Genomic DNA, 21,203 nt, shown 5'->3' with positions numbered 1-21,203 from the left:
ATTAGTAAGGGCTCTGTTTAAAGTAATTGATAGCCTTTTTTAAGCCTTCTTCTAACGATACTTTTGGCAACCAGCCAAGCTTAGCTTTTGCCAACCTTATATCAGGACACCTGACTTTGGGGTCATCTTCTGGTAGAGGCAGATATACTATTTTACTCTTTGAGCCGGTGATTTTGATAAACAGTTTTGCTAACTCAATGACAGTAAATTCTACTGGATTGCCAAGATTTACTGGCTCATGGATTTCAGTATTCATTAGCCTCCATATCCCATCAATCATATCAGCTACATAGCAAAAGCTCCGCGTCTGAGTCCCATCCCCGTAGATAGTTAAATTATCACCTTTTAAGGACTGCGATATAAAATTAGGAATTACCCTACCATCATTTAATCGCATCCTCTCCCCATAGGTATTAAATATCCTCGCAATACGACAATTTACACCATGATACCTATGGTATGCCATAGTTATAGCTTCAGCAAACCTTTTTGCCTCATCATATACACCCCTTGGTCCAATTGGATTCACACTACCCCAATAAGTTTCGGGTTGTGGATTACAAGATGGGTCACCATAAACTTCAGAAGTTGATGCAAGTAAAAACTTAGCCCCCTTAGATTTTGCCAGTCCTAAAGTATTATGAGTACCAAGAGCACCTGCCTTCAGGGTCTGGATAGGGTAGCGTTGATAATCAATAGGAGAAGCAGGAGATGCAAAATGTAATACCCAGTCCAGTTTACCATCAATATCTATATATTTGCTCACATCCTGTTCAATCAATTTAAAGTCTGTATTGGTCAAAAGATGTGATATATTTTCACGTGTTCCTGTTATAAAATTATCTATACAGATAACCCTATGACCAAGTTTTAGCAAAAACTCGCATAAATGTGAGCCAAGAAAGCCAGCCCCACCTGTTACAACAATTATCATTTCTTACACTTTTATACTCTTACACTTTTAGACTCTTATCCATTCGTCATTCGGATTTCGTCATTCGTCTTACATTTTGATATTTGATATTTAATTTTTATATTACCTACCTATTCCTTTATAAACAAAACCAAGTGCTTCAATTGACTTCCGGTCAAAGATATTTCTGCCATCTATTATAATAGGAGACTTAAGTAACGACTTTATACGAGTTAAATCTAATTTTTTAAATTCATTCCACTCAGTAATAATGCAAAGACAATCAGCACCCTCAGCTACCTCATATGGGTCTTTGCAATAAACTACATCTTTAAGTAGTTTTTTGGCTACTGGCATTGCTTGCGGGTCATACACTTTTATTTTAGCACCTCCATTTTGGAACATATGGATTATGTCAATAGATGGAGCATACCTCATATCTTCTGTATTTGGTTTAAAAGCAAGCCCTAAGATTCCAATTGTCTTACCTGCTAAATTCCAGAGTATGTCTTCTACTTTGGATACAAAGTTAGCTTTCGCCAATTCATTTATTTTTTCTACTATATCAAGTAGCTCAAATTCGTAGCCCAACTTTTGTGATATTCTTCTAAATGCCTTCAAGTCTTTTGGAAAACAAAAACCACCAAACCCTACACCTGCATTTAGAAATTCGTGTCCAATCCTATGGTCAAGCCCTATACCTTTGGCAACTTTGTCAATATCAGCACCTGAAAGCTCACAAATTCTTGATACTGCATTTATAAATGATACCTTCATTGCAAGAAAAGAATTGGAGGCATGCTTTATCAACTCAGCAGATTCAATATCTGTTACTAAAATAGGTGCCTTTATTGGCTCATAAAGGTCAAACAATAGCTTCTTTGCAGTATCACTCTCCACTCCTATCACAATTCTATCAGGATGCATAAAGTCATAAATTGCATTACCTTCCCTCAGGAACTCAGGATTAGAGGCTACATCAAACTTAATTCCTTTTTTGACCTTTGAGTTCATTAGCTGTTTTATTCTTATTCCAGTTTGTACAGGCACAGTACTCTTCTCTACTACAAGCTTATACTCTTTCATAGACTCTGCAATTTGGGTTATCACATTCTCAACTGAAGAGAGGTCAGCATCACCAGAAGCTCTGGTAGGAGTGCCGACACAGATAAATATTACAGGTGTATCTTGTATTCCAGTCTTTATCGATGTGGTAAATGTTATCCTTCTCTTGTTCTTATTTAAAAGCTCCTTTAGGCCAGGTTCATATATTGGAAGCTCACCTTTTTTGAGCATAGCAATTTTATTATCATCATTGTCTACACAGATAACATCATTCCCTATATCTGCAAAACATACACCTGTTATTAAACCTACATGCCCTGTCCCGATAATCGCTACTTTCATATCTCACCTTGCATAATCTTATCAAGTATTTCTATATCCTCTTTATCCCTTTGCCTATCTGTATACTTTTTCGTTTCTATTAAGTCTTCTTTGTAATTCTTTAAAAAGTTCTAAGGAGCTGGCAAACATTCGATATCTACGTGTAAATGAAAGAGGTAAAAACCACTTCACCTTATATTCCATGAGACTCATACTTTACATTATCAAACTTACCCATTTCCGTCATTCGTCATCCCTTATTATCTTCTTTCTTTTTCAGTTAGCTCAAATGCTGCTTTTATCCTTTCCACATATTCTTTACTCAAATTTACTCCACGCCGTGCCATCACTATCTTTGCCACTTCTAATGCCTTTTTTAGCTCATATGTTACAAGTTTGTCTTTAGTACCCCAGCTAAATGGTGGTATGTATTTTTCAAAAGCGCCTCCCCCGTAGATATTTGCAAAACAACCAATAATACAGCCTGTATCTAATAAGGTCCCTATCCCAGTTTTCGTGTGGTCACCAATAAATGCACCCACTTTTATTAGACCTGTATCAATTTTAGATTTGCAATTTGTAATTTGTAATTTTATCGTCCCATAAGTATTCTTTAGGTCTGAGGTTGTAGTCAGAGCACCAAGATTTACCCATTCACCTACAAATGAATGACCGACAAAACCTTCGTGATGTTTATTAGAATAATCTGAGAAAATACTACAATCAACCTCACCCCCAATCCTACATACTTTACCAATTGTGGTTCCAGGCCGTATTTTTGCACCATCAATAATACTATTTTTACCTATATAACAAGGACCATCAATGATGCTTGGTGGTCGTAGAATGGCACCATCATCAATATATATTGGACCACACTCTGTATTCAAAAATACCCCAGGCTCAATCTTTACATCCTTTCCAGTATATAAATTAGCTGGCTTCCCTATTAAATTTATTGATTGCTCAACTCCTATATTGCTCGATTGCCCAATACCCATTAACTTGAAGTCCTTACTAATTAACTCTTTATTATATGAGATAATATTCCACGGATACTTAATCAGTTGCGCATCCACTTTTACAGGCTTAAGTTTTTTCATTAAAGTAGCCAAAAATTCACCTTTTATTGGAGGTTTTAAATTTTGCAATTTGTAATTTGTAATTTGATGTCTCACCTCTTGTAATCTGAATCCCACTACCTCATTATCGGCTACAAATACTTCATCCCCATCTCCACCTGGCAGCTCTTTATGCAAAATTGCCCTCCCATTAATGAAAAGACCATCCGAGATTACAGGGGTATCAAATCTTGAGATAGGGATAGGGACTTTACCATATATTTTAGATACCCTCTCCCTAAATGTATACAGTCCACAATAAAGGTCAAATACAGGTTTTAGGTACACAAGAGGTAAAAAATTACTATACCCATCATCCTCGTAAATATAAATCTTATTCTTCACTTTTCCTTAACCGTATTTCCCATCCCGATTTCGTCATTCGTCATTTCTATCTTAGCCTTCATCCCTCGGTATCAGCACTTCCCTTGATTTACTACCCACATATGGACCAATAACACCAGCTTTCTCCAACTGGTCTATTATCCTACCAGCACGTGCATAACCTATCTTGAAATGACGCTGTAATAGAGAGACTGAAGCCACCTGACGACGGACTACAAGTCGCTTGGCTTCATCAAATAATTCATCAGGTCCTTCAGCAACTTCGGCTTCCTCTATTTTTTCTTCAGCCTCAAAAACCAAGGTTTCTTCTTCAAGTTTCGGGTAATACTCGAGCTCTAAAAGTAAGTCACGAATCTTATCACTCACTATCCCATATCTTGACTCACTCTCTTTTGCAAATAATTCAATACGCTCCTTTGCACCCGGAAACACATCCTTAAAGATAAGTGACTCTACCAAGTCCTGTTCTGTTATATCTCTTGATAACTCACGTGAATGCTCAATTTTGCCATGCAGTAGCTCAGATAGCCAGCTCTCTGTCCATAAATTAGCTATCTCCTTAGCTTCTTGAGTGGATATATATGCACCATGTAAACGCTCAGGTATTCCCTTACCAGGCGGTATAAATAGCATATCACCTCTACCAAGTAACTTTTCAGCCCCATTCATATCTAAAATAGTTCGTGAATCAGTCTTTGATGCTACCTGAAACGCAATACGAGCTGGAAAGTTTGCCTTTATCAAGCCTGTGATTACATCTACACTTGGTCGCTGTGTTGCTAATACAAGGTGGATACCTACAGCACGCGACATCTGTGCTAAGCGGGTTAGAGTGGCTTCAATATCTCTTGGCGCAGTTATCATCAGGTCGGCAAGTTCGTCTACAATTATTAAAATATAGGGCTTAGGAATAAGCGCCTTCTGATTATAGCCATCTATATCTCTCACACCAGCCTTTGCAAACTCTCTGTAACGAAACTCCATCCACTCTATAATCTCTTTTAATGCAGACAGAGCCTCTTTAGCATCAGAGATTACAGGTCTTACAAGATGAGGAATACCGTTGTACACAGGTAGTTCCAAACGTTTGGGGTCAATCATTAAAAATCTGAGCTCACTGGGTTGTACTCTATACAATATACTTGCTACCATCGCATTTATACACACACTCTTGCCAGACCCAGTTGCTCCTGCTATTAAGAGATGAGGAAAACTGGCAATATCAGCACAAACTGGCTCACCAGCTATATTCTTACCTAAGGCAAAACCAAGTTTTGACTCTATGGAAGTAAAAGCAGAGGAAGCCAAAATCTCTTTTAAATAAACATTGTCACGCTTACGATTTGGCACCTCTATCCCAATCACCGCTTTTCCAGGGACAGGGGCGACAATCCTTATTCGAGGCGCCTTCATTGACAAAGCAATGTCGTCGGCAAGTGATTCAATTTTAGAAACCTTTATTCCGGGAGCTGGCTCATACTCATACCGGGTAATAACAGGACCGGGTGCTATCTTAGTTACCTTACCAAAAACTTCAAACTCTTGAAATTTCTGTTCAATAACTTTTGCTTTATTTTGTAGCTCTTTTTCACTCTCAGACTCAGATGGAGGTTCAGGCTCATGTAATTTTGAAAGATATAGCTCATTAAACATTGAAACATCCAAAACTGGACGACGAGGCTCAAATGGCTTTGTTACTATTACTTTTTTTACAACAGGGGATATTTTTTCTTCTAATGAAACTGCAACAGGCTTCTCTAATTTAACACGAGTTCTCATTTTTGGCTTCCTAAACATAAACTTCCTAAACCTATCAAATGTCAAAAGTAAACCAAATACAAACGCTAATGCAATCAGCCATTTGCCAATCCCAAAGTAACGGGTTAGTAAAATTGATAACTTGTCCCCCACAATACCACCGCTCGAGGTGATACCTCTTATTCCTATTTGGGGCAGACTTGATAACAAAAAACATATAAAAACAGCTATACCAATCAAAAATACACTCTGTAAAGAGAGCTTACCATAATATCTACTCGGTAAAATGCCCCAAAGTAATAGAATGATAGGTATAAAATAACCTGATATACCCAATACCTTATAAAGCCATAAACTTACTATAGCACCTACAATCCCACATTTGTTAAGTACATTCGGAACTACGAGCTCCGAGAGCTTTAGAGATATTAAAGATGAAAGAGTTAAGTTTTCGTAATTGTAATAATCTCTCTTATTAAAAGCGACAAGACTCAACCCAATAAGAACAGCTACTAATATAAGACAGATACGACCTAACTCAGCACGCCGCTGAGGTCTTAGTTTCAGCAGGATACGAAATATGGTCTTCAGGATCAGGAATATAGCAAGCAGGCCCAATAACCCCATAATCCCATAAACTACCCATTTCAGTATTTCTACCCAATAACTCATTGTTTATCTTAAACGAATTACTCTAATGATAACGAATTAACCGAATAATAATACTGCCCGCATCTTTACCATCCCAAGTGACAGAATTGAGAAAGGAGTTGCAAGAATTGAGTAGTGGAAATGTGCGAATTAATCTGCCAGTTAAGTCATAAATCGTTAATCTGTAATCTATATTCTGTATTCTGATTTCTGTCTTTTTGCTGAATGTATTAGGATAGACTTCAAGAATTCGACATTCGTCATTCATCATTTTATTACTTTACTTTTTAGACTTACATTACCGCACACATCACCCGTCCTTATAACTACTTTATGAGCATCTTTTACTGAAATTATAAACTCTTCAGCTCTTGAGTCAAATATTTTATCTACAGGAAAGACCTGTTCCCATTTACCACCATCACAGGCATAATCACAAAATTCTATATAACTTAGATTATCAGTAACTTTAAATGAAAGCATACTGTGCTCTACACTTCCTATTTTAATATCAGGTGGTGTGTTATCTATTAAATACACACTTGACACCTTATCACTCTTCATAGCGTATGCTTTTGGATTGCTTAGTGAATCAGAGGCTTCTACTTTGAACTCATATTCACCATCAATAAATGTTTTCGGGTCTATATAATAAAAAGTGTCTAACACCGATTCTTTTAACAAAAGCCATTTCTTTTCGTCAGTCAATTTAAAGTATATGTTAAAACACAAACTGTCGCCATTTGGGTCAGTAGCAGACCAGGAGATAAGCCTCGCACCCTCAGGAACATCCTCTTTTGGCTTCGGCTTTAAAATATTAATATTAATAATTTTAGGCTTCTCATTTTGAGGCAAATATGATAACTTGACAGCCTTAATCATAGATTCAGGCCCTTTTAACACAGCCTCCCATTGAATAAATCTGGCATTGGAGCTCATAACTTTACCATCCCTACTAATAGGCTTCCACTCTTCCCATGTTTTATCTGGCTCACTTAAATTCCCAGAACGTGTCCTAAATTCAATATTGCCAACAGATTTAAATTCGAGCCTCCCCCACTCCGAAACCCCTTTTGTATCATACGAAGCTGACTCTATTGTACCAGATTTTGACATACCTTCATCAATTTTATATAGCTTACCAACTTCAGATGTACCAACCCAGTTATTTAACATACATGAAATATCTGTCGGCAATTCAAATAGGAGCTCCACATTACCAGCAGTATCCACTCTATATACACGATTGCCAGCCGCTACAAAGAATTTATTAGCTACTTCTTGCAGACCCCGAATTGCTGAATTAGTATGCCATAGCCTGTCTATTCTATTATCAGGATAAATCTTATAAACAGAGCCTAAAGTATCTTCGGTCACAGATATAAACAATAAACTATCCTTTAAAATAATAGATGTGATTTCTGATTCATCTGCATCATATATACACATGCCTTTACCTTGCTTATCAATCTTAAATAAAAGACCACGCTCCCCTGTACCAGCATAAAGATACGGCTTGAAGTATACAAGGGAAGTCACATTCATATCACCTGTTACATAAAAAGTGTCTAAAATACCAGCTTTTGTAATCCTAAGTATCTTGCCAGTAGTCCCGGTAGCTGCATAAAGATTATCAGACTCATCAAATACAATGTCCCATACATATTTTTCACCAGTCTCATATAAAACTTTACCAACCCCAGTCTTATCTATCACATAAATTACTCCATTAGGAGCAGTGCCAGCATAAATCTTACCCTTATGTGTATTAAGTGAAAATACACCTGTTGCTTTTGTATCAAACAAAAGTGTATCCTTACCTCTCTCAATTTTATATATCTTACCACTCGCACCTGTCCCTACATACACAGTATTACCAATTTCAAGCAAAGACCATATATAGACCTCAGGATTATCCCATACACATTTGACTTCAGATGAAATGCGAGCAAACCCATCTTTATCAAGCATCACATTCTTAAGCTTACAAGCCTCAAAGTCTGTCACTTCCCAGTTCAATGTACTCACCCCAAAAACAAACGCAGGTAATAAAAACAAAAATAAACTGATAACTTTTAGACTTTTAGACTGATAACTTTCTGTAGTTTTCACTTTACCTCTTTTTCGCATCGTTCTTTTTTCGTCATTCGTTATTAGTCATTTCTCTATTTTACATTTAATTTTATCAACCCCTCTCCCACTATCACCCACTGAGTAGCAATTCTTTTCTCAAAGACTTCACTCATACTTTCTTTATCTTTACCTATAGGAGCCATAGAAGGGGGAAGGGATGTAAATTTTCTACCCATTATCCAGCTACTTTTACCTTTTTGGCTCAGCCTTAACACAAGTTCATTATTTTTAGGAGCCCGTGAGAGCCACACTATAAGGCCATCAAGAGTTGTGAGATTAGCTCTCTCATTAGAACAAACAGATGAACCACTCTCTACCTTTACAATGAGTTCACCAGGCTGCGCCCATCTCGGAATTGGAATTGAGATACGCTCAGTGTGCAGACCTTCCTGATAAGTTGATAATGATAAGAGTAAATTTAGAGTATCACCAGTTTTCACCTGCGTCTTATCGGACCAAAACTTGTCAATTTTTGCAAGTTTAATGCGCTCAGAAGTAGTCAAATTTAGAGAAATATTAGCTACATCTATTTTATGAAATGGATTATTTTGGATAAATTCAAATATTTCAAAAATTGATTTTGATATAGCTTGAGCTGTTCCTGTATATAGGTTTTCAAAATGAAAAGAATGTGTTCCATTTACTTCCAAATTAGCAGAGATTGTCATATCACCACTACCTTTAAACCCAGTATAAATAGAGTATAGAACTAAACCATGTAAAAGGTGTGGAATAAATGTCCTCTCTTTTACGATGTGATAATGAAATCTTTTACCATTTATAAAGAGGCTAAACTCTACCATATCCGGAATCTTACCTATAACACCTACAATCCCCCTCTGATTATCATTTTTTATAGTCCCAATTATCTTTGTCGAAGCCCCAAGTTTGTAAGAATTGTAACTGGATGGCACAATAGAATAGATGTAGCCTGCTGTCATAGGTAACTCGGTCTCACCTAATGATGCCATTGGATGACCAAAGCCTAATATCTTATCACCATCCTTATATGTACATGTCCCTACTGCAAACCAGTTTATATCACCTACAACTAATGGAATACCTAAAGAAGAACCAGGAGATGGTAGAATGCTATCATTTAAAAGACCGCTACCTAAATCTTGTACTCTAAATATATTAAAACAAGGAATTGATTCGCTTAATTCATGAAGTATTTCATCATCTAATCCATAACAATAAAAAGGGACTTGCATTTGACAAAAACGCCCTTTTGGAGCCATCCAGCCTATAGATGGAGGATTTAGCATCTCATCAATAGGAGTTATACCAGCTAATGGCTTCTTTGCAAATGCACCATAACTATAAGCTAATGCACCAACAAGTTTTCCATCAATATACACTGGACTGCCACTCATACCTGATATAATACCAGCAGTATCAATTATACCACCTGAGATTTCAGCTAATATTACATCACCTTTAATAACTTCTTTTTTCATAACAGCTATTATTTTAACTTGAAAAGTGTCTATTTTTGTACCCTGAAACACTGTTAACCCATATCCAGTCATACCAGGCTTTACATCATCTACCACCATAAAATCAGTACCTAATAGAAATAGTAATAAAAACATCATATCAATTTAACTGTGTAATCATAATTCATCATTTCCTTATTTCTTATTCGTCATTTAGGTATTTAGCCCCCTTACTGTCATTTTGAATTTATTCCGAACCCTATTAAAGAATTCTGTATTATTACGATAATCAGGATATGTCCAGTCTAAATGAACAAAGTGATGGTCTTTATATATCAGAGTGACCTCTGCATGGATTCCATCACCTAAATATACACGATGAGAGTAATTCTTTGTTGTCGCTAAAACAAGGCTGGATAGATTAACATAGCCGGGGTCCAAATTAACTCGCCGTGTCCCGTCAGACCTAGAAAATTGCCTCTCAATCTCTATTGTAGTATGTTTTATTGATTTCAAATTTTCTTCATGTATAAACTCTTTAAAACTCAACCATTGACGCTTTAGACCTGCACCTAACTCTTTTTCATAATACCTTGTTAAATCAAATGGGATGACTTCGCTCTCTAAATCTATTAACCCAAACTTATCTACAAGTGCTTTTTTCACTCCAATAAGCTCACAATCAGGTGCTAAAATAACACCACAAATTAACTTTGCTAACAGAACTATCTTTCTTTCCTCATTTCTCATTTGTTTTGATTATATCCTTAATCCTTTTATTGTCAAGTTTTTACTTTAAGTGTGCTGAAAAAGTTACCCTTTCCGTCATTGATAGGAGCGAAGCGCCGAAGCAATCCATTTATTTGTACTCATATATTCTCCTTAGCTTTCACTTCGGTCTGATTCAGACCGAAGTTGCTTACCCTATATAGACCTTTCCTATTACATTTTTCAAATTTTTTATTAAAGTATGCTTTAAAGGTAATTATTGGAAGTTCAGAGAGGCATCAGTTCCGCTATTTTTTACTTCCTGTTTTGCTTTCTATTTTAGTGTCTGTTATTTCATAAGTATATATTTTGAGCCTACAATAGCTGGTAAAAAGAGTGCAAAAAACCTATCCGATATTATAAGGTTAGTGAAAACCAAAGCCAAACTTTAGATGTGTAACATCATGATTTTAGAACCGACACCTTTCTCGTTTACTGCGGAGCCCAATATACCATGTCTAAATAGTTACCCAATTCTATTTGTTTAAGCTGTGACTTTATCTTATCACAACTACCTTTTTAGTTATACCCTCTCCCTGACTCTCTAACCTCAAGAAATATATACCATCGGGTATTCCATTAACAGTCCAATTAATTGAATGGATACCATTTCCTTTAGTTCCATGAATCAATGTCTTCAGTAATCTACCCGAAATATCATAAACTTGCAACAAAACTTCACCGACAGCATGAAGCTCATAACTAATAACTGTAGACCGAGTAAATGGATTGGGGTAGATTTCTACTGTCGGCTTAGTCATTTGAGGACGAGTGAATTCATCAACACCAGCCTCAGCACACTGAATTACACTTACATTGCTCATTCCATAATTGCCACAATAGACTTTATTATTTGCAGAGTTGTAGACCAAGACTTCACCAGTACGGAAATGGAGCGTCCACCCGTATAGGGGCTGACTCTGTTCAAGCGAAACAATTGAACAAATTGCATCAGTGTTGCAATCTATTACTTTCATTAGCATCCGATGGTCAGAGATAGAGGCTAATAGGATATGGAGATAAACCCGATTGTTATCAGGATTATATATCAAAGAATTAGCTTGTGTCTCCAATTGTTTAATTACTTCGTCAGTTTCACCATCAATTACAGTAACTACTCCATCAAAACTTAACACATACACCTTATTATTAATCGGACTATATACTACCTGATGAGGTTTGTTAGCCACATTTATTTTCTTAATTACTTCATCAGTTGCACCATCAATGACTGTTACATCATTGGTTCCAGAGTTAATAGAATACACTTTGTTACTAACTGAATTATAAACAAGTGACCGTGTGTAGCTTCCTACTGTAATCTTTGTGATAAGTGCATCAGTTACACCGTCAATGACAGCAACTGAACCGACATCAATGAGACATGCATATACTTTTTTATTTATAGTATTATATGTAAATGCATAAGGAGCGCCACCTACCCCTAAAGTAGTGATTACTTCATTGGTCGCACCATCAATTATACTTATATCATCACTACCGCAGTTGCCACAGTAGACTTTGTTAGTTGAATCATGTGCGAAAACAGAGCCCGGATATCTGCCTACAGGAATATTGGCAACTACTGTGTCACTTACCCCATCAATAACTTTTACTATACCTTCGCTTGCTACATATAGTTTGTTATTCAACAGATTGTATCCAATATTAGATAGCAATAGAGCTTCGATAGGGATTGTACTTCTTACTATATTGGTTTCACCATCTATAACGGAGATAATATTATAATGAGAAAAACCAATCGATTTAAAGTAGACTTTATTCTCTCTACTATTATAACAGCCGCCATTAGATCCATCCATCCCAATATAAGGCATAGCAATTAAATTAGCTTCCCTATCAATGATACCAGCATTGCCTTCCACTTGGTTGGCACAGCAAATTGTATTCTCAACTATATTGTAAGCAAACTGAACACTGAACCCCCCAGGCTTCCCACCTCTTATTATCTCATTGCTTACCCCATCAATGACAATAACTGTATCTCTTCCTCCACAAAAAATATAGTCATCTATAGAATTATAGGCAATGGCATATGCTCCTGGTAGCGAATAGGTTGCGATTACTGTATCCAGTTCACCGTCAATAATGTAACCGTTACAATATATCTTGTTATCAGTTGGATTACAAAGAAGCTGAAATGGCATAGATGGAACATCTACGAAGGTAATCACACTATCTCCTATTCCATCAATCACTATTATAGTATCAGTTGTACCTGTGAAGCTAATGGTAGCACAGTAAACCTTATTAGAGTTTGGATTATATTCAATAATATTTGGACAACCTTCTATAGGGAGTTCAGCGATAATCTCAAAAGTTGAGGCATCAAGTATCACAACAGCCCTCGTCACTTGTCTACTGACATATATCTTGTTTCCAGCAGGATTACAAATTATATCGTTAAGTATGCCATGAATCTCAGCCTCTCCAATTATAGTATCACCTGCCCCATCAATAACTTTAATGATGCCAGGTCCTCCTTTCATATAATATACTCTATTAGTATTCTGGTTATATACAACAAAGTAACCCATCATCTCTTGTCCCACGTGGAATGTGGCTATTACACTGTCGGTAGAGCAATCAATGACTACCAAGTTTCCACCATCAGTAGCACAGTATATTTTATTGTTTATTGGATTATAGGCAAGTCGCCGACGCTCTGATGGGAATACTGTAATACCAAAAGAAGAAGCGACATCCGCTACTTCATCGACAGTAATTGACTTCAATCTTGAGTTGGTTGCTCCATCAATTACCGCTATTCTTCTGCCGCCAAATAAGTAAAATTTATTATTAGTGGAATTGTAGCATACTGCCCTGGGCAGGACTCCACCGAGTGAATCTGGCATCCAGACAGTAGCAACCAGTTTATCACTACCAAATAAAGGACCAGACAAATCAGACTCACTTCGTGTAACAAAAGTTGTTGCTCGTCTTCCACCTAACGATAATTTTGCAGAAATAATAATTCCATCCTTCTGTTCAACCATAAGTTCAGATTTATCTTCATCTCTGATCCACGATATATCCTCAGTAAATAAATAGTTGCTGTTATCCGCTCTTGCTTCTATAATATTTATCACGAGAGTCAAAAAGATACATATTCCAAACATCTTTACCCCCTTTGTGACTTCACAACACTCTAGGTTAAACTTGAGCTATTTTTCATAGAGCCTGGCCCCCAGATAGGAAGGAATAAGAATTGAGTCGTTTTTCTCTTCCCTCCTCCCTCGCACGTAAATTATGTGTGTAGCTATTGCATAGGCATCACCTCTCTTATTTCAGCAAGAGCATTTGCTTGGTCGCACTTTAAAACTTTCGTACGCCTTTTTCACCATTTCTAACGTCAGTTTTTCATAAAAAAGAATAAATGTCAAGAAAAATCTCCAAATTTCATAGAAAACTTCATCTTTAGCCATCTTTTCAGAACATTTTTAACTTCGTTTGCTAAAAACCTTGTCAGAGCGGGGCATGTAAGCCTTTTTAGACAATACTCCTCTGCACTTAAAATTCTTTTTTCCCCTTATTTATACTACATTTATTTCATTTTGTTTACTCTTTTCTGAATTTAATATGACGGATATGGGTTGTAAGAGAATGAGATTGCTTCGCTCTCGTTTGCAATGACAAACAATGGGTTTTTCAGCACCTTTACTTTAAGGTATTAGTTTACAATAAAAAAGTTTTTAGAAAATTGATAAAATACATAATAATTTTACACATCGTAGCCTGTGTATTATCAGGATTCTATGAAGATTAGAAATTAACAAAAAATTGGGAGCTCCTAAATCAGCTTGTGGCTTGATGTAAAAAATTAAGAAAAATTTAGAATGAAAAAGAAAAGGTCAGAGTATATATTATAATATGGATTTAACTTTTGAACTTTTAGACTCTTTATGATTCTCACTAAACCTACCCCTTGGGGTGAAATTCACGGCAAGCTGTCACTTACACCAGAACAGGCTAAGAAGATGTTTGGTTTCAATATGGCCAAAGATGCTAAAGGTATAATATTACAAAAAAGGAATGGTAAAACTATAATAAGGAATCTCATGAAATATACTATATATGCAGTTCCAAAAAAGCTAAGAGCCAGGCAAATAGTATTTCGTATTCTTGGCAAGCTTGCAGGTAAACACCTAAAAGACCTAATATACCCAGTATGGCAAGAGAGTGCTAAAATTAGAAATTGTTGTGCTCTGCATTTGTTTATGTCAGTAAATCTCATAAGGATTTGCAATTACAAAAGGAATGATAGTAGGAGAAGATGGAAGCAACTGCTTCTCTCTCAGGGCATACTGGACCCACCTAAAATCCATGCGAGATTCTACGCTGATAGTAAAAAGATTATGATAGCCATTAAAAATACACATTCGTACCAAATTGGAATAGCGGTGTTAGAAATGACTACATTTAATCTATACCATTGGTTAGTGAGCGCCGACCCAGAGTCAACCGTAACATTACCAATTGTTAAAAAAATAGGAGTGTGGAACTATATATACTTACAGATACCAGAAATCAAGTCACCAATTGTATTTGCATACTTCAAAGAAGGGAATACGTATTCAGTTTCAAAATCGCTAATTCCAGGTTCCGTTATTGAGTTAAAATGGGACAATAAAAAAAGATGGCTACCACCAGGGAGGTACAATGGCTAAGTATATAAACTCACCATGGGGTGAAATCCACGGAAAATTAGGTGAAGTAATTGGAAGTGTAGCAATAAATAGGATAAAGACTGTAAGAGCATACAAAAAGCCAGAATCAAGGGGAACAGACGAAGCTATATTCAAAGTCTTACAGGGAAAGATGGACAAACAAGACCTATTCATACCTCATATAAATTTGACACACACAGTCACAAGTACATTAAGTTGCATAGCTCGGATATATAGAGATAGTATTATAACTCCTATATGGAACCAAGAAGCTAAAAGGGTGCACTACTTTTCTGGTTTTCCACTTGTTTGTGAAATTTAATGCATCTACTCTATACCAATCTATACCTTACAAAGACAAATTCTACGGTCCTAATAATATGCCAGATATCAAAACAATACAAATTAGCTGTGGAATACTGGAAACATCTCAAATACTCAAAGCCACTTACACCAAACATAGCGGTAAAATTGAGGTACACTGGGACCCTATTATTAGACAGAACGGTAAACCAGATGATAACGCATTTATAGTAACTATATATTGGAAAATTAAAGAATCTAAAGAATGGTATCCCGACCTTAAGCCGTGGCGGACACTCAAATTATGGGGAGACGCAATAAACCCAGTCGCCAAAAGACGAGATGGACAAGCCTCAGTTTACCTCAATAACCCACCGTCCTCAGTTTACCTCAATGATTCAACAAACTTTATTATATATCTATTCTTCCACAACCCCAAAACTGGTTACTCACCATCTGTAGCTTGCAAAACCGACATTATTTAAGATTTAACTTTTGACTTTTGAGCTTTAACTTTATATGAGGAATAAGACCACCAGAAGATAGAATCTCAAGTATAAATGGGGGTAAAATATTAGCTTTGATTGTCTCTTTAGTTGTCAGGTTCTTTACTACACCACTTTCAAGTTCTACCTCAAGTTCGTCACCCTCTCTTACCTTCTTTGATACACTCTCTGCAGTTAATATAGGTAACCCATCATTTATCGCATTCCGATAATAAATACGAGCAAATGACTCTGCAATTATACACGATACACCCACCGCCTTAAGACAGCTCACTGCCTGTTCCCGCGATGAGCCGCAACCAAAGTATTTCCCAGCCACTATTATATCACCTTTATTAAACTTTTTTACAAAATCAGGATATACACTCTCAAATGCATGCAGTTTCATCTCATTTGGGTCAGTAATTGGCAAATACTTACCTGGATATATAACATCAGTATTCACATCATCACCAAACTTCCACACCCGTCCTTTAATCATGGTTAATCGTCTTACATTTCTGTAGATACCTTATATAGCCATTGATAATTTGAACAGCCCTTAACCCATCTTTTCTATAGTCGTTGTATACCTCTTTTGAAATATATTTTTCCATCCCAATTTCCGTTTCCCGATTTCCGTTTAACGATTAACGATCTTGGATTAGTTATTTTTCCTTTCACTGCCGATGCTGCTACTGTTGCCGGTGACGCCAGATACACTTCAGCATCAGGTGACCCCATCCTGCCTTGGAAGTTACGATTTGTAGTTGATATACACCTCTCACCTGGTGCTAACAAGCCCTGATGTGCACCTAAACACGGACCGCAGCCCGGGTTTAACACCACACCACCCGCTTTTATAAATGTTGCAAGTAACCCAGCCCTCATTGCCTCTAAATATACCTCCCACGATGCCGGTATAACAATAAGCCTGACAGAGAGAGGTATCTTTTTCCCATTTATAATTTTAGCCGCTACCTCAAGGTCTTCAAGCCTACCATTTGTACACGACCCTATAAGAGCTTGATGAATCTCAAGACCTTCAAATTCTGACACCGGATGCACATTATCTACCTGATGCGGACACGCAAGCTGTGGCTCAAGATTAGAGACATCAAAAGTTAACTCTCGCTCATACATTGTATCCTTATCTGCATATATAGGTGTAAATTGCTTACTACTCCTATTTTTTACATACTCTATAGTCTTATCATCCGCTGGCACAATTGCTGCCTTAGCACCTGCCTCCATTGACAAATTAGATAAAACCATACGGCTTGCTATACTCATATTATTAATTGTATCACCATAAAACTCAATCGCCCTGTAATCAGCACCATCTGCACCTAATTTACCAATAATATAAAGTATCAAATCCTTAGCACTCACCCATGGCTTAAACTCTCCACTAACTTTAATCTTAATTGTTGGAGGTACTCTAAGCCATAACTCACCCGTCGCCCATACACATGCCATCTCAGTTGCTCCTATCCCAGCCGCAAATGCACCAAATGCACCATGAGTCGTAGTATGTGAATCAGTGCCCACAATAAGCTCACCAGGTCTTACATGTCCCTTCTCAGGCAATATCTGATGACATATCCCGGCACGCATATCATAAAAATGGGATATCCCCTGCTCCTTAACAAACTCACGCACTTTTTTATGTCCAATAGCAGTATTAACTGAATCAGCCGGTACACGATGGTCAAAGACTATAACAATACGCTCAGGGTCCCAAACTTTTTTGACTCCAATCTCTTTAAAATGCTTACATACAAGCACCGCATTCTCATGCGACATACAAACATCAACTTTTGCATTCACAATCTCACCTACTTTTACTTCTTTTTTACCCGAAACACGTGCCAAAATCTTCTCCGCAATAGTCATAGCCAGCGATAACTCAGCTATTTTATCCTTTGAAGTATGTCACTAATCTATGGTCTCAGTGTAATACTCTCTTCCACGCATTATGCTTTGTTGAATAATTCGCTTTACAAAACTTGCAACACCTTGATTGACACCGGTTTATGAGATTCTTCACTTTGTTCAGAATGACAAGGTCAAAATTGTCTAAAACCAAGTCAGAGGTTGAAAATCAAAGGTACCAAAAATATTTATTCAACAAAGCAAATATTTTAATTTTTGGTTCCTACTGGGGACAGGTTCATTTTATGCTTCATCTCAAGTCCTCTTCTATATTATAATCTTTATACCCAAAAGTCAACCAAACATTTTCATCTCTCTATTAATTTTCAAAAAAGAAAAATCCATGCTTCTTTGTACTCACGCTATCCTCTTATTTCAGCATCAATCCATACCCTGTATCTTTCAACAGCTTCAGATATTTTACTTCTCTAACAGTTTCTTAATTTCTACATTTAAATTCGGGATTTTATTTTGAACTATATCCCATAAAACCTCATAATCTATGCCAAAATATTCATGGATAAGTATGTCCCTGAGTCCTGCAATTTTATGCCATTCAATATGAGGATTCTCTTGTTTTAATTTATTTGGGACGTGTTTGACTGCTTCGCCTATTATTTCAAGATTCCTAACAATTGCATCTATTAAGAGTTGATCTTTTGAGAAATTCTCAAATGATTTATTGCCAACATACATTAGAATCTTGTCAGTGCATTCCTTAATATCTTTGATAAAGAACTTGTAATTCCTTTTAGACATAAACAGCCTCTGTAAGAATATACGACTTTATCTCTTCTTTGATAGCTGTTTTTAGTACCAAATCCACCTTCGTATTTAGAACTTCTTCAAGAAAGAACTTAAGCTCCATGTAATTGTCAAAAGTTTTATAACCATGCTCAAAATCAACCAAAATATCAATGTCGCTCTTTTGGTTTTGTTTTCCTTTGACATAAGACCCAAAAACCGCTATTTCTTTGATCTTGAATCTCTCTTGTAAATCGTCTTTACGAAGACTCAGAATTTTGGTTATCTTAGTTATTGATTTTCTATTCACTTGGCCCCTTTTTTAAAAATATAATACCTTCCATCCAAAAGTCAACAAAATACTTCTATCTCCTTTAATCCATATTTCATCATTTCCTTTTCGTCATTAGTCATTCTTTTTGTAACACTCTTTTCAATGCATCATTTAGTCTTGGAACAGTCTTATACTTAGCCAGCTCTTCAGGTAAAATCCATTTCATCTCAACATGCTCCCAGTCAATCCGTATCTTTTCTGGCTCATTTACATGGAATAAATAAGGATAGATTACCCACTTAATCTTAAGCTCATTATCTATAGCTTCAAGTGGCTTACCCTTCCTTACAAGTTCAACATCGGTATCTTTCAAACCAGTCTCCTCCTCTATCTCTTTCAATGCCTGCTCATCTTGTGTGTTCTCTATATAGCCTGTTACACCTGCCCATTTGCCACGATAGGTGCCTACTTTTTCACTCCTACGCAAAATTAATATCTTACCTCCAGACTCAAGAAAACAACTCACCACTTTGTTTACTTTAATCTCTGTCCTCTCCATACTTTTAGACTCTTAAACTAAATATTCCGCTCCCACGGTCCATCATACTCAGCTTCTTTAGGCGAAATTTCTCGCATAGGCTTCTCACGAGTCTGCTCTTCATAGACATGTGCTACTAAACCAGCTACCCTCCCCAATAAAAAGAATGCTTTACCTAACCGCCAGTCAAACCCCATATCCGATATTATTGCCCCTATTGCACCATCTACATTTATAGGTAGCTTACGCTTTGCATCCTTGTTTATTTCTACCTCTATCGTCTTCATCAGTGCTACATTAGGACCTGCAATCTTCAGCTCATCAGCAAGCTCAAACAACCTTTTAGTACGCGGGTCCTCTGTATGTATTCTATGCCCAATTCCTGGCATCCTTTCCCCTACCTCAGATAACTCTGTAAGTACCTTAGGGGCTACAGCTTCAGGTGCACCTGTATTTGACCATTTCTGTAGTATCTTAGCACAGCTCTCAATTGCACCTCCATGGACATCCCCAACAGCAAGTATACCAGCGGCCACTGCTGTCGGCAAAGGGACACCTGCAGACGCTACCATTCGAGCAGATAAAGTAGTAGGTGGTGTCACCCCATGGTCAATTGATGAGACAAAGATAGCATCTATCATTTTACCTTCACGCTCATCTGGTAATTTACCCTTTAATAGAAGAAATACTATATGGGAAAACGGAATGTTGCCAATCAAGTCTTCCTGCCTATAACCTCTTGTCACGATATGGTTAGGTTCTACCTTTGTTATACCTGTCTTCCACATAATTACCTCCTTATTTTTTATTCGTCATTCAGATTTCCTCATATGTAGGAAGTGCTAATGTCTACTACCTTTTTAACCAATTTCGGTATTTCTGATAATGTATTCGCAATCAATGCCCCCGCCTCTTTTAAAGCCTTAATTTTGCTATCAGCTGTCCCAAGCTCGCCCTCTATAATTGCACCTGCATGACCAAGCCGCTTCCCTTGAGGAGCTGCCTTACCTGCTATAAATGCAACTAAAGGCTTACTCATTTTCTTTATAAACGGGGCAGCTATTTCTTCGTATACTCCACCTATTTCACCTGCAAGCACTACAGCAGTAGTTTCAGTATCTGCATCAAACATCTTAAGTATATCTTCAAAATTACACCCAAGAATTGGGTCGCCCCCTAAGCCAACTGAGGTGGACTCACCTAAGCCTGTAAGATTAAGTGAATTTGCAATATAGTAAGTAATAGCACCGCTACGGGCTACAGTCCCAATTCTGCCAGGAGAGAATGCAATCTTAGGTAACATACCTACTAATGATTTGCCAGGCGATATCACACCTGGTGTATTGCCACCTATAACCAGTGTATTATTTTCTTTTGCAGCTTTCCTTACTATTAGCATATCATGGATTGGAATCCGTTCAGTTATGACTATCACTGTCTTAATACCAGCATAAATTGCTTCAAGTATAGCATCTTTCGCAAATCTTGCAGGTACCCAGACTGACGAGACAGTTGCATTAGGATGTGCAAAAAGACACTCTTTAACTGTATCATACACTGGCACACCATGAACACTATAACCACCCTTCCCAGGAGTCACACCTCCAACAACTCTTGTCCCATACTCAAGCATAAACATGGTATGTAGTTCAGCATTCTTGCCAGTTATGCCCTGCACTATAGTCTCGGTATTCTCGTCAATAATTATCGCCACACTTAATA

The 21,203-nt window shown here is 37.1% G+C and carries 19 protein-coding genes; 3 read left to right on the top strand and 16 right to left on the bottom strand.

The genetic code is table 11. From position 1 onward, the window contains the following. Position 1: 1 nt before the first annotated feature. The 9 genes from QMD71_01435 to QMD71_01395 all read right to left on the bottom strand — a co-directional run bounded on the left by QMD71_01435 (position 2) and on the right by QMD71_01395 (position 13,654). Positions 2-934, bottom strand: a complete 933-nt coding sequence (locus tag QMD71_01435; GenBank protein ID MDI6839512.1) for an SDR family oxidoreductase — start codon at positions 932-934, stop codon at positions 2-4. Positions 935-1,036: 102 nt separating this feature from the next. Then, the gene (locus QMD71_01430; protein MDI6839511.1) at positions 1,037-2,320 is read right to left on the bottom strand and encodes a UDP-glucose/GDP-mannose dehydrogenase family protein; all 1,284 of its coding nucleotides are present in this window, start codon (positions 2,318-2,320) and stop codon (positions 1,037-1,039) included. 239 nt (positions 2,321-2,559) lie between these two features. Next, positions 2,560-3,765, bottom strand: a complete 1,206-nt coding sequence (locus QMD71_01425; protein MDI6839510.1) for a putative sugar nucleotidyl transferase — start codon at positions 3,763-3,765, stop codon at positions 2,560-2,562. 51 nt (positions 3,766-3,816) lie between these two features. After that, positions 3,817-6,195, bottom strand: a complete 2,379-nt coding sequence (locus tag QMD71_01420; GenBank protein ID MDI6839509.1) for a DNA translocase FtsK 4TM domain-containing protein — start codon at positions 6,193-6,195, stop codon at positions 3,817-3,819. A 22-nt stretch (positions 6,196-6,217) separates the two neighbouring features. Continuing rightward, a complete protein-coding gene (locus tag QMD71_01415) occupies positions 6,218-6,445 on the bottom strand; it encodes a hypothetical protein (protein MDI6839508.1) in 228 nt (75 codons plus the stop codon). Next, a complete protein-coding gene (locus QMD71_01410) occupies positions 6,442-8,286 on the bottom strand; it encodes a hypothetical protein (protein MDI6839507.1) in 1,845 nt (614 codons plus the stop codon). The genes QMD71_01415 and QMD71_01410 overlap by 4 nt, the downstream gene beginning before the upstream one ends. Before the next feature lie 53 nt (positions 8,287-8,339). Then, positions 8,340-9,905, bottom strand: coding sequence for a SpoIVB peptidase S55 domain-containing protein (locus QMD71_01405; protein ID MDI6839506.1), 1,566 nt, complete (start codon positions 9,903-9,905; stop codon positions 8,340-8,342). Between the two features lie 54 nt (positions 9,906-9,959). Then, the gene (locus QMD71_01400; protein ID MDI6839505.1) at positions 9,960-10,496 is read right to left on the bottom strand and encodes a DUF4416 family protein; all 537 of its coding nucleotides are present in this window, start codon (positions 10,494-10,496) and stop codon (positions 9,960-9,962) included. A 515-nt stretch (positions 10,497-11,011) separates the two neighbouring features. Next, positions 11,012-13,654 carry a T9SS type A sorting domain-containing protein gene (locus QMD71_01395; protein ID MDI6839504.1) on the bottom strand — a complete coding sequence of 881 codons (2,643 nt, stop codon included), beginning with the start codon at positions 13,652-13,654 and terminating at the stop codon, positions 11,012-11,014. A gap of 783 nt (positions 13,655-14,437) precedes the next feature. Between QMD71_01395 and QMD71_01390 the strand changes: the two genes are divergently transcribed. Genes QMD71_01390 through QMD71_01380 form a run of 3 tightly spaced genes read left to right on the top strand, consistent with a single transcriptional unit; the run spans position 14,438 to position 15,990 of the window. Then, entirely contained in the window at positions 14,438-15,202 is a 765-nt protein-coding gene (locus tag QMD71_01390; protein ID MDI6839503.1) for a hypothetical protein, read from the top strand. Then, the gene (locus QMD71_01385; protein ID MDI6839502.1) at positions 15,195-15,524 is read left to right on the top strand and encodes a hypothetical protein; all 330 of its coding nucleotides are present in this window, start codon (positions 15,195-15,197) and stop codon (positions 15,522-15,524) included. Before QMD71_01390 ends, QMD71_01385 begins: the two co-directional genes overlap by 8 nt. After that, entirely contained in the window at positions 15,514-15,990 is a 477-nt protein-coding gene (locus tag QMD71_01380; protein ID MDI6839501.1) for a hypothetical protein, read from the top strand. Before QMD71_01385 ends, QMD71_01380 begins: the two co-directional genes overlap by 11 nt. Here the strand turns inward: QMD71_01380 and QMD71_01375 are convergent. The 7 genes from QMD71_01375 to sucD all read right to left on the bottom strand — a co-directional run bounded on the left by QMD71_01375 (position 15,983) and on the right by sucD (position 21,195). Further along, on the bottom strand, positions 15,983-16,492 hold the full coding sequence (locus tag QMD71_01375) for a 3-isopropylmalate dehydratase small subunit (protein MDI6839500.1): 510 nt from the start codon (positions 16,490-16,492) through the stop codon (positions 15,983-15,985). The genes QMD71_01380 and QMD71_01375 overlap by 8 nt on opposite strands. Positions 16,493-16,566: 74 nt before the next feature. After that, positions 16,567-17,892 carry a 3-isopropylmalate dehydratase large subunit gene (locus QMD71_01370; protein ID MDI6839499.1) on the bottom strand — a complete coding sequence of 442 codons (1,326 nt, stop codon included), beginning with the start codon at positions 17,890-17,892 and terminating at the stop codon, positions 16,567-16,569. 453 nt (positions 17,893-18,345) lie between these two features. Further along, positions 18,346-18,684 (bottom strand): DUF86 domain-containing protein, encoded by a 339-nt coding sequence (locus QMD71_01365; GenBank protein MDI6839498.1) that lies wholly within the window; start codon positions 18,682-18,684, stop codon positions 18,346-18,348. Further along, positions 18,677-18,979 (bottom strand): nucleotidyltransferase family protein, encoded by a 303-nt coding sequence (locus QMD71_01360; protein ID MDI6839497.1) that lies wholly within the window; start codon positions 18,977-18,979, stop codon positions 18,677-18,679. The genes QMD71_01365 and QMD71_01360 overlap by 8 nt, the downstream gene beginning before the upstream one ends. Before the next feature lie 100 nt (positions 18,980-19,079). Beyond that, complete coding sequence (locus QMD71_01355) at positions 19,080-19,502, bottom strand: NUDIX pyrophosphatase (protein MDI6839496.1); 423 nt, start codon at positions 19,500-19,502, stop codon at positions 19,080-19,082. A 17-nt stretch (positions 19,503-19,519) separates the two neighbouring features. Beyond that, a complete protein-coding gene (locus tag QMD71_01350; GenBank protein MDI6839495.1) occupies positions 19,520-20,269 on the bottom strand; it encodes a citryl-CoA lyase in 750 nt (249 codons plus the stop codon). Between the two features lie 38 nt (positions 20,270-20,307). Beyond that, the gene (gene sucD / locus QMD71_01345; GenBank protein MDI6839494.1) at positions 20,308-21,195 is read right to left on the bottom strand and encodes a succinate--CoA ligase subunit alpha; all 888 of its coding nucleotides are present in this window, start codon (positions 21,193-21,195) and stop codon (positions 20,308-20,310) included. Positions 21,196-21,203 lie beyond the last annotated feature (8 nt).

The sequence above is a fragment of the bacterium genome (genome assembly GCA_030018315.1).
Lineage (GTDB): Bacteria > Hydrothermota > UBA3073 > JACQXS01 > JAGMCI01 > JASEGA01.
Note: the sequence above shows the minus strand (reverse complement) of the source record. Positions and strands in the feature narration are given on the sequence as shown.